General features: G+C 34.8%; 7 protein-coding genes. 6 read left to right on the forward strand and 1 reads right to left on the reverse strand.

Going from position 1 to position 10,046, the window contains the following annotated elements; genetic code table 11:
- Positions 1-111: 111 nt before the first annotated feature.
- The 6 genes from AC3AX0_RS02635 to AC3AX0_RS02660 all read left to right on the forward strand — a co-directional run bounded on the left by AC3AX0_RS02635 (position 112) and on the right by AC3AX0_RS02660 (position 7,691).
- Positions 112-801, forward strand: a complete 690-nt coding sequence (locus AC3AX0_RS02635) for a response regulator transcription factor (protein WP_487548752.1) — start codon at positions 112-114, stop codon at positions 799-801.
- Complete coding sequence (locus tag AC3AX0_RS02640; RefSeq protein WP_487548753.1) at positions 798-2,615, forward strand: HAMP domain-containing sensor histidine kinase; 1,818 nt, start codon at positions 798-800, stop codon at positions 2,613-2,615. The genes AC3AX0_RS02635 and AC3AX0_RS02640 overlap by 4 nt, the downstream gene beginning before the upstream one ends.
- Positions 2,616-2,867: 252 nt before the next feature.
- Positions 2,868-4,505: a BCCT family transporter gene (locus tag AC3AX0_RS02645; RefSeq protein WP_487548754.1), complete on the forward strand. Its 1,638-nt coding sequence runs from the start codon at positions 2,868-2,870 to the stop codon at positions 4,503-4,505.
- A 307-nt stretch (positions 4,506-4,812) separates the two neighbouring features.
- On the forward strand, positions 4,813-6,315 hold the full coding sequence (locus AC3AX0_RS02650) for an HAL/PAL/TAL family ammonia-lyase (protein WP_487548755.1): 1,503 nt from the start codon (positions 4,813-4,815) through the stop codon (positions 6,313-6,315).
- 81 nt (positions 6,316-6,396) lie between these two features.
- On the forward strand, positions 6,397-7,116 hold the full coding sequence (yqeC, locus tag AC3AX0_RS02655; RefSeq protein WP_487548756.1) for a selenium cofactor biosynthesis protein YqeC: 720 nt from the start codon (positions 6,397-6,399) through the stop codon (positions 7,114-7,116).
- A complete protein-coding gene (locus AC3AX0_RS02660) occupies positions 7,110-7,691 on the forward strand; it encodes a nucleotidyltransferase family protein (protein WP_487548757.1) in 582 nt (193 codons plus the stop codon). The genes yqeC and AC3AX0_RS02660 overlap by 7 nt, the downstream gene beginning before the upstream one ends.
- Before the next feature lie 85 nt (positions 7,692-7,776).
- Here AC3AX0_RS02660 and AC3AX0_RS02665 read toward each other — a convergent pair.
- Positions 7,777-10,046 (reverse strand): AAA family ATPase (locus AC3AX0_RS02665; RefSeq protein ID WP_487548758.1); only part of this gene is annotated, 2,270 nt, incomplete at its 5' end.

Raw genomic sequence — 10,046 nt, forward strand, 5'->3', positions numbered from 1 at the left:
AATAAATGCTTGCGCATTTAACGCAGCATAGCTGCTTTCTTGTATCCCCGATTAATGTTATAATTGTTGTAAAATTATATTTTAAAACATCGGTGGAAAAGAGGTGGCTGCATGCCTAAGATAATGGTAGTTGATGATGAAATTGAAATAGCTGGAATGATTGAGGATTTTTTAAATCTTGAAAATATTGAAGTGGTAAAGGTTGATTCAGGTGAAAGGGCTCTTGAGTTATTTGATGAATCAATTGATCTTGTAGTACTTGATGTTAACATGGAAGGATTAAGCGGAATAGATGTCTGCAAGGAAATTAGAAAAACAAGCTTTATTCCTGTCATTTTTCTAACTTGTAATAATTCACAAAGCGATATGCTTCTTGGTCTGGGAGTAGGGGCAGATGACTATATTACAAAGCCCTTCAATCCTATAGAGCTGGTGGCAAGAATAAAGGCAAATATTAGACGGGCAGAATCCGACAATAGAGGAAGCATATCAGATGAAATTATTACTTTTGACGATATTGCAGTATATAGAAAAAGGTTCACAGTATTCAAAAATAATGTTGATGTGAAAATAAGTACCAAAGAGTTTGAATTGCTTATTTATCTCATTGAAAATGCTCTTATAGTTCTCAAAAGGGAACAGATTCTCAATCACGTATGGGGTGACACATTTTATGATGAAAATCTTGTGAACACTACAGTCAAAAGACTTAGAAGGAAGATTGAAGACGATCCTGAAAACCCGGAATATATTAAAACTATTTGGGGAGCGGGATATGTATTTCAGGGTAATGTAAGATGATGAAAAATATTAAGTTGAGGATGAAGCTTCTAATTGTGCTGATGGTTGCAGGGTTAATAGCCACTATTCCAATGGCTTTAATAGGTATTACATCGTTGATTTCTGCTTCAAAGGAACAGGCGATTGATTTTGGTGAAAAATCCGCTTATTATAATTCGGAAATAATAAATACCTGGCTTACTGAAAAGGCCAATGCTTTGACAAATCTTGAAAACCAGTTGACAAACCTTGTTGATGAAAATGAAATGAGAAAGCTTCTGATAAGTTATTCCGACGCAAATAGTGATTTTATAAGCATATTCATAGGGTACGAGGACAATGAACTCTTTGATGCATATGGGTGGATACCTGGAGATGATTATATTGTTAGGGAGAGACCTTGGTATATTAAGGCATTTAATCAGGATAATCTTGTTACAACAGCAGTATATGTGGATGAAAATAAGAACGAAAATGTTACGGCTATTGCTTCCGAATTCAATTTTGGAACCAGGAGAGGAGTATTGGCTGCAAATATTTATGTAGATTATATTGTCGATAAAATCGACGGTATCAAATATGGCAACAGAGGTTTTGCAGTGCTTCTTGATGATGCGAATCAAATGATATCAGGACCTGACAATGATGAGAACATGGAGATTTTTAATTCAATATCAAAACAGCTGGAGTCGAAAAATATAATGCCGGATAAATCTGAAACTTTCGAACTTAAAATAAATGGTATAACATACCTAGCTGCATATTCAAACATTGAAGGCTTCGACTGGAATCTTTTCCTAATCGCACCTCTTTCGGACTTTATGGAACCAGCCTATGCCATGACCAACAATATTATATATATACTGATTGCAACATTTGTGTTGATATTTTTCATCGGCTATTATCTCAGTAGTTCAATGTCCAGACCAATACTTAAGATGGTCAAGGGAGTTTCTGATATTGCAGGCGGAAATTTCGACAATGAAATAAATATTGATGCCAAGGATGAAATTGGTAATCTAAGCAATGAGATAAACAAGATGAGGATAAATCTTAAGGAGATATTCAATTCAATAAAATATGAAAGCAATATTATAACTATGAATTCTGAAAATCTGAGCAATCACCTTAAAGATACCTACACAGGAACATACAGGTTCATGTCAATGCTTTCACACGACATCAAGACTCCCATTACTTTGATTAAGGGATATTCAAAGGCCCTTGAAATGGGTATACTTGATGAAGAAAAAGAAAAAGAATATATTGAGCGGATAAATTACCGTTCGGAACAAATAGAAAAAATAGTAGCTGATGTACTTGACAACGCATATGAAGCCAACAATCTTAAGACAAACCTTAAAAAAGTGACCTGTGAAGATTTTATAAATACTGTAATTTACAATTCCGAGACTTATGCAATAAACCAGAAAAGAAAGTTCATAAAAAGCATCAGCTTTTCTGATTTTAATGAAAATGACATTATGTATGTAGACCGAATCAAGATTCAAAGAGTTGTTAACAACATCCTGTCCAATGCAGTTAAATTTTCCGAGGAGAACTCTGCAATAGAACTTGAAATCAAAAAATTGGATGGACGTATTTTCACATGTTTCAAGGACCGGGGAGAAGGAATAAAGGGAGAGGAAAAGGAGAAGATATTCAACATGTTCTATAAATCCAATGATTCTAAAAAAGGATACGGACTTGGACTCTATATCAACAAGGCCATCATTGAAGCCCATGAAGGGGAAGTGTATTTTGATTCAGTATATAAAAAGGGAACTGCAAGTGGTTTTTATTTAAATATAGTAGAGAAAAAAACGATAGAATAAAGAAAACACTTAAGGGTATTGTCTCTTAGTGAAAAAACAATTTATGAAATAACGTCGAAAGTTGTGTTTTCTGAGAATAACTGATATCAACACAATACAAAATCACTTTCATAAATTCTTAGATTTGAAAACAAAAAAACTGTTAAAAATTTAACGCCAAAAATATATCCGATATTTTTGACGTTTTTTTGACCTTTTTTTTATATAATCTAGTTGTGTTATTATATAAATTAATTAACAGGAGGAAAACGTATGTCGAATGTTACAAAAAAAGAATCAACCGGCATTATCAGAAAAGTAATATTTATACCAATGGTGTCATTATTTGCACTAGTAATATTAATGGGTATAATTAGTCCTACTACTTTTTTCAACATTGAAACAGCAATATCAAATTTCCAGTATAACTGGTTTGGGTGGCTATATGCAGTCATGGCAATGGTAAATATTGCAATTCTTGCCTGGCTTGCTTTTTCAAAGCATGGAGATATCATCCTTGGTGGTAAGGATGCAAAACCTATCCTTAGCAGATGGAACTGGTTTGCAATCGCACTTTGTGGCGGTATCGGAACAGGTATCGTATTCTGGGGAATAGCAGAGCCTATTTTCCACTTGAACAGTGGTGTTCCAGGAACTGGATTTGCAGCAGGAAGTCCAGAAGCAGCACTTGATGCATTATCTGTATCAATGATACACTGGGGAATCCCATCATATGCACACTATTGTATCTTCGGTGTTGCAGTTGGATTTGCCATCTACAACATGAAGCTACCATACAGAATCTCTTCTACTCTTTATCCATTATTTGGAAGGAAGAGCTTTGGTACAATTGGTAACATAGTTGACAATGTTTGTCTTTTTGCAATAGCAGTATCTGTATCAGCAATACTTGCAGTTGCGTCACTTCAGTTTGGAGCAGGTTTCTTCGCTGTATTTGGACTTGAACCTACAAACCTTGTTAGAGGTATTGTACTTCTTGTAATTGTAACTACGTTTATTGTCTCAAGTTACACAGGTCTTCAAAGAGGAATCCGTAGATTGTCTGACATGAATGCAAAGATATTCATAGGACTTCTTTTATTCATCTTTGTTGTTGGACAAACTAGATTTTCAATGTTCTTCACAGTAGAAGCATTAGGAAGATCAATTGACCAGTTCTTCCCAAGAATGACTTATCTAAGTGCCGTAGAAGGAAACATGTGGCCTATGTGGTGGACAGTAATCTACTGGGTATGGATGATCGTTTATGGACCAATGGTTGGACTTTTCCTTGGAAAAATAGCTAAAGGTAGATCAATAAGGGAATTCATTATAATGAACCTTATGGTTCCTGCATCATTTGCAATACTTTGGTTTGGAGTCTTCGGATCAAATGCTGTCAAGATTGAACTTGATACAGGCGGTCAGATCTGGAATGTTATTCAGACACAGGGTCTTGAGGCTTCGGTGTTCTCATTCCTTCAAAACTTCCCGTTGCCAATGGTTACAAGTATAGGATTCATGATTACATTGTTCCTTTCAGTAGTTACACTTTGTGATTCAATGACTTCTACAGTTGCATCGCTTTCAATAGATATTAAAAAAGGAGCTTCAGTTGAGCCTCCAAATAATATCAAGATATTCTGGGGTCTTGTAATGTCTTCAGTGGCATTTTTAAGTATCATAGCAACTACATCATCTACAGAAGGTGCAGTAAGTGTAGTTCAGTCAACAAAGCTTCTTCCAATGACTGCAGCACTTCCAGTGTTATTTGTTTATGTAGCTCTTGCAATTTCAATGGTTAAGATGTTTACACAAAGAGAGTTATACGATGTTGCTTACTTCCCTGAAACAGCAATAATCGAAGCTGATCTTATCTCTGATATAGATGAAGAAGAGGCAAGTGCGTAAACAATATATGTAACTTCAATGGCTGTAGTCTTCAATGACTGCAGCCATTTTTAATAGCTTAAGAAAGTTAAAATATGCATAACCCCTTGAAGCGTTGGTGTTATGCGATAAATGTAATATGATTATTAAAATATTCAAAAAACATATTAATAGTTTAATAATCGACGCTATATAAGACGAACGTTAGTTATAATTGATATATACTAAAACATTGAACATATTTAAATTGATGACATGACTTATTTACATGTAGGATCATCAATATAATGCGAACGTTTACTATAATACTAATATTTGGAGGAACAAAATGGATACAATAATGTTGAATGGAAGAGAGTTGACCTTTGACCAGGTAAAGGAAGTGGCATACAACAACAAAACTGTAGAAATAACAGAAGATGCTGAAGATATAATAAAAAAGTCAAGGGCGTTGATATTCAAGCTTGCAGATGAAGGATATCCTGTATATGGACTAAACAGGGGAGTTGGCTGGAACAAGGACAAATATGTATTTTCTGAATTCTTTCAAAAATATAATGAAAACCTTATTAAGGCGCATTGTGTTGCAGTAGGACCTGAAGCCAAAATAGAAGAGGTTAGGGCAATGATGGTTATTAGACTTAATACTGCATTGTGCGGATCCACAGGAATGGCCCCGGAGTTACTTCATCTGTACAGAGATTTTCTAAACAACGATATTGTACCGGTGTTGCCTAGAAGAGGTTCTGTTGGAGAAGCAGACATAGCTACTCTTTCACATATTGGTCTTGCTATGATAGGACAAGGAGAAGTGTTTTACAAGGGTGAGAGAATGGCTGCTGTTGAAGCTATAGAGATGGCAGGACTTAAGCCTGCAGAACTTGGTCCTAAGGATGGTCTTGGAATAGTTTCATCCAATGCACATGGAGCAGGTCTGGCAGCTTTGGCTGTTAAGGAAGTTGAAGAGCTTATTGAAGTTTCAAACCTTGCATACTGTCTTGGAATGGAAGGACTTAACGGAAATATTGAATCCCTCGACGAGAAAGTTAATGCAGCAAGACAGATGAAAGGTCAGATAACTTGTGCTGCACAGTGCAGGGAGTTTCTTGATGGTTCGTATCTTCAGGAACCACACAAGGAAAGGGCATTACAGGATTCGCTTGCATTCAGAGGCGCCTTTGCAATAAACGGATCAGTACTTGATTCTCTCAATTATGTTAAAGAAAATCTTGAAATCCAGCTTAACTCTACAGATGATAATCCATGTATTCTTGTTGATGAGGGAAGATTGTCTGTAAGTACAAACTTTGAACCTACAACATGGGTAGTTGGAATCGAAATGCTCAATATCGCATTAAGCCATATGTCAAAGACTGCATGTCACAGAACAATAAAGCTTTCTGATCCTTCATTTACAAAACTCACTAGATTTCTGACACCTTCAGAAGGAGATGTAATAGCATATGGTACAATCCAGAAATGCTTCACCTCAATAGACACTGAGAATAGGATGCTGGCAAATCCATCATCTATGGACTATTTTTCAGTTGCAGGATATATAGAAGACCATGCAAACAATTCACCATTTGTAGTTGACAAGCTGTTGAAGATGGTTGATAACTTGAGATATATAATCGGTATTGAACTCATGCATGCCGTTCAGGCAATAGACCTTAGAAAGGTTGAAAAAATGGGTGAAAAGACGAAATCAGCATACGACTTGATTAGATCAGAAATACCATTCCTTGAACAAGATAGATGTCTAAGTGTTGATATTAAGAAAGCTTATGATATAATAAAATCAGGCAGACTTTTGAAATCAGTAAAATAACATAGATTTAATTTAATTTGAATTGAATAATTGAAGGCAGCCTTGAACCTAGGGTTGTCTTTTTTGATGAGGAGGGATTATTTGGAATATAGTAGCGCGTTTAATATAGATCTAACTAAAAGACAAATCATTACTGTAACAGGATCCGGCGGCAAGACAACTTTAATTGAAAATCTGGCCGAAGAACTGGTAGGAAATGATAAAACGGTTCTTATAGCCACTAGCACAAAAATATTTCTTCCTAAAAAGGGAAATGAAGTAATAGTATTGAATGATGAAATACTTAGAAATATCAAGTTTCTTAAGTCTGATGTTATTTATGGAGGCAAGGAAGTAAGTAAAGAAAATAAAATTGTAGGATTTAATAAGGAAACAATCTCTGGAATATTTGAAAATGAAAATATTGATTTCATACTTGTGGAGGGTGATGGATCAAAGGAGATGCCTGTAAAGGGTTATAGTAACTTTGAACCAATTGTTCCTGAAGAGACTGAAATTTTAATTTCCGTACTTGGAATGAATTCATTGTCTACCAAGGTGAATTCATACAACATCCACAGGGTGGAAGAGTTTAAGAATATTACAGGTATAAAGGATAATGAAGAGATAAAATGTGAAACTTTATTCAAGCTATTTGTCCATGAAAAAGGATATTTTAAGGTGAAGGGGAAAAGAAATGTTATTCTCCTTAATCGGGTTAATGAAAAAAACAGAAAATGTGCAGAATATATAAGAAACAAGGTTGAAAAGGAACTTGCTTTTGTTGAGAAAGTTATATTAGGAGATGAAAAGACATGTTGACAGGAATAATACTAGCATCAGGGTTTTCGAAAAGATTCAAATCTGACAAATTATCCTATAAGATATTTGACAAGCCGTTGGTTGAACATGTTGTAAACTATTGCCTTGAATCGAAACTTCTGGAAGTCATAGTTGTTTACAGAAAGATGGATATACATGAATACCTTAAGGATTACAATATCAAGCTTATAAAAAATGATAATGCTGAGGAAGGAATGTCTGCAAGTTTAAGACTAGGTGTTGAAAATGCAGATATTAATTCTGATGGATATATGATTCTAATGGGGGATCAAATACTATTTGACAGTAGCGATATTGACAGAATGATAGAAGAATTTGAGAACAACAGAAAAATCATTGCTGCAACCTATGAAGGAAAGAGAAGGACTCCTGTGATTTTCCCTTCAGTCTACAGAGATAAACTAATGAAGTTGAGGGGCGATGAAGGTGGTAGAAGCATATTTAAGGATGAAAGCAACGAAAGAATTTATCTTGAGTATGAAAAGATAAAATCCATAGACATAGACCGTATAGAGGATGTTGAATATGTATTGAAGCATCTTAACAAGAAATAGCACTGCAGAAATGATTTCTGCAGTGCTAAATTTATTTTTTGTGATTTAACAATAAGTGTTTTGTTTGTCTTTGGAGACGGCGTTCTTATTTATTTTCAGCTTTAATTCTTTCTATTAGTCTAAGGGAATAGGGATTTCTGATTTTTTGAGAATAGTATTCTCCCTGTTTCAAATGCTCATTGAAGGAGATTATATTGTTTTCTCTTTTGTACAATAATGCGGCATATCCTTCGGCTATTGAACGTCCCCAGAGATTGTTGAATTTCTTGTAATAGTCAAGAGCTTTGAGTATATATTCTTTTGAAAGCTTGAACTTACCAAGCTCATAGTATGACTGTCCTAGTCCTGTATAAAACATATCCAGACCTTTTACTATATTGTTTTTCTCACATATGTCTATTGCTTTCTTATAGTTGGTCAATGCATTTTTGAAGTTGTTTTTGTATTTGTAGATATTTCCAAGATAGTTGTAGCAGGCTGCAATGTTCAGGGAATACTTATTCTCCAAAAGAGAGAGGTTTTCGAAAATCTCTATGGACCTGTTTAAATGCTTTTCAGCCTGTTCGTATTTGCTTCGTCTTATATTGTAGAGACCTTTCCATCTGAAGAGAGTTCCTGATTCCTTGATGTCAGACTTATGCTCAATTATTTTTTCTATCTTGTTTATATAGAAATTCATATTGTCCAGCTCATTTACTTGTATGCTGTAGTAAATCATTTGATGATAGCCCTGAAGCATGTGGTTGTAGCTGTTTAAATCTTCTGCATATTTTATATAGCTTTCTATATATGCCAGACCCTGGTTGTACTCGCCTGTGCGTATATAATAAATTCCCTTTATATAATAATAATCCATTTTCAGCTTGTGAATTCCCAGTTCGTTGTCGTTGCACTTGTCAAGAAGTTGGTCCAACTTTTCAAATGCTTCCTCCATATTTACATTTTCATAATCAACCGCTTTGTGGATTGAAGGGAAAAGCTCGAAATTCATATCTGAGTATAATGACAGGTTCTTGATATTGTATTCAAAAAGCTTTTCATTATTCTCTGTATTTTCATAGTGGTAAATTATCCTTGAATAATAATATTTGTCCTTTGTATTGTTTTTCAGGTTGGACTCATAATAATCAGCTAGTTTTTCATGAAGACTTTTAGCAATACCCTTGTTTAGGTTGTTGTAGATATAATCTTTCATAAGGGAATGGTAGAATGCATAATAAACATCGTTCTCGTTGTAAACCTCCTTTAAAAGGAGCTTGTTTTGAAGTGATTCTAAAGCGTCGAAAAAATCAAATTCATCGGCGTCAACATATTTTAGAAGGAAGTTAAGCTTTATTCTATCTGAAAATACAGATGAAATTTTGAGAATTTTCTTTTCAAGGTTTGAAAGATTCAACAATCTGCTCTTGAGAATATTTTCAACCTTTGAGGAATCCAGAAGGGTGTTCTTGTTATCCTTTAGTATATTGAGATACTCAATTATGAAAAGGGTATTTCCTTCGCTTTTCTTGTAGATTTCATTTATATCATCGCTTGTTAGATTTAGATTGTTGTTTCGCTTGTTGATAAACTCTTCTGTCTCAGTGAGACTGAGTCTATTAAGTGTAATTGTTTCTATGCATTCAGTTTCCAGGAGTCTAACGATGTTTTTTTCGATTTCATTCATATAGGATTCACGGCAGGTTGCTATGAAGATTATATTGCTTGATTTGAATACTATATTGGATAACAGGTTGAAGCTGTAGGAGTCCATCCAGTGTATGTCGTCAAATATCAAGATGACAGGTTTTTTTGAAGCTACAAGATTCAGAATACCAATTATTGCATCAAAAGATACCTGGTGTTTTACGGATTCGATTTTCTCTATTGAGTCAATATCCAGGGGGCTGAAGCCTTCATTGAAGGATGGGAAAAAGTATGATGTAATATCACTCCACAGTTTCGGTATGCTTATTTTTTCTTTTTTCAATACGCTTGCAAGCTGCTTGAATATGCTGTCCCATGACTGAAGGAAAAAATCCCTGTCTGCCGCATAGCATTTGCCGTTGAGAACTATGAGATCGTCTGTTGATATGCTTTCCAGATGTTTATCAAGAAGATCTGTTCTTCCTATTCCGGCCTCTCCAGTGACTAAAATTGATTTTCCCTTGCCGTTCCTAAACTTGTTGAGGTTTGATTTCAACAATGCCAGCTCGCTTTTTCTTCCAATGAATTTTGAAGATGGTTCAGTAGATATACCTTCATCGGATCTTAATTCAAGTATTTCCTTGAACAGGGAAGTTGTTGATTGTTCAGGTTCTAGATCCAAATCGTTTTTCAGTATGTCTACAAGCTTGTAATAAACTGACATTGAGC

This window comes from Dethiosulfatibacter sp. (genome assembly GCF_983023055.1).

Excerpts from the sequence above, each read along its gene's own strand:
- AC3AX0_RS02635 (WP_487548752.1), top strand. The coding sequence starts at position 112 with ATGCCTAAGATAATGGTAGTTGATGATGAAATTGAAATAGCTGGAATG.
- AC3AX0_RS02660 (WP_487548757.1), top strand. The coding sequence starts at position 7,110 with ATGTTGACAGGAATAATACTAGCATCAGGGTTTTCGAAAAGATTCAAA.
- AC3AX0_RS02650 (WP_487548755.1), top strand. The coding sequence starts at position 4,813 with ATGGATACAATAATGTTGAATGGAAGAGAGTTGACCTTTGACCAGGTA.
- AC3AX0_RS02645 (WP_487548754.1), top strand. The coding sequence starts at position 2,868 with ATGTCGAATGTTACAAAAAAAGAATCAACCGGCATTATCAGAAAAGTA.
- AC3AX0_RS02640 (WP_487548753.1), top strand. The coding sequence starts at position 798 with ATGATGAAAAATATTAAGTTGAGGATGAAGCTTCTAATTGTGCTGATG.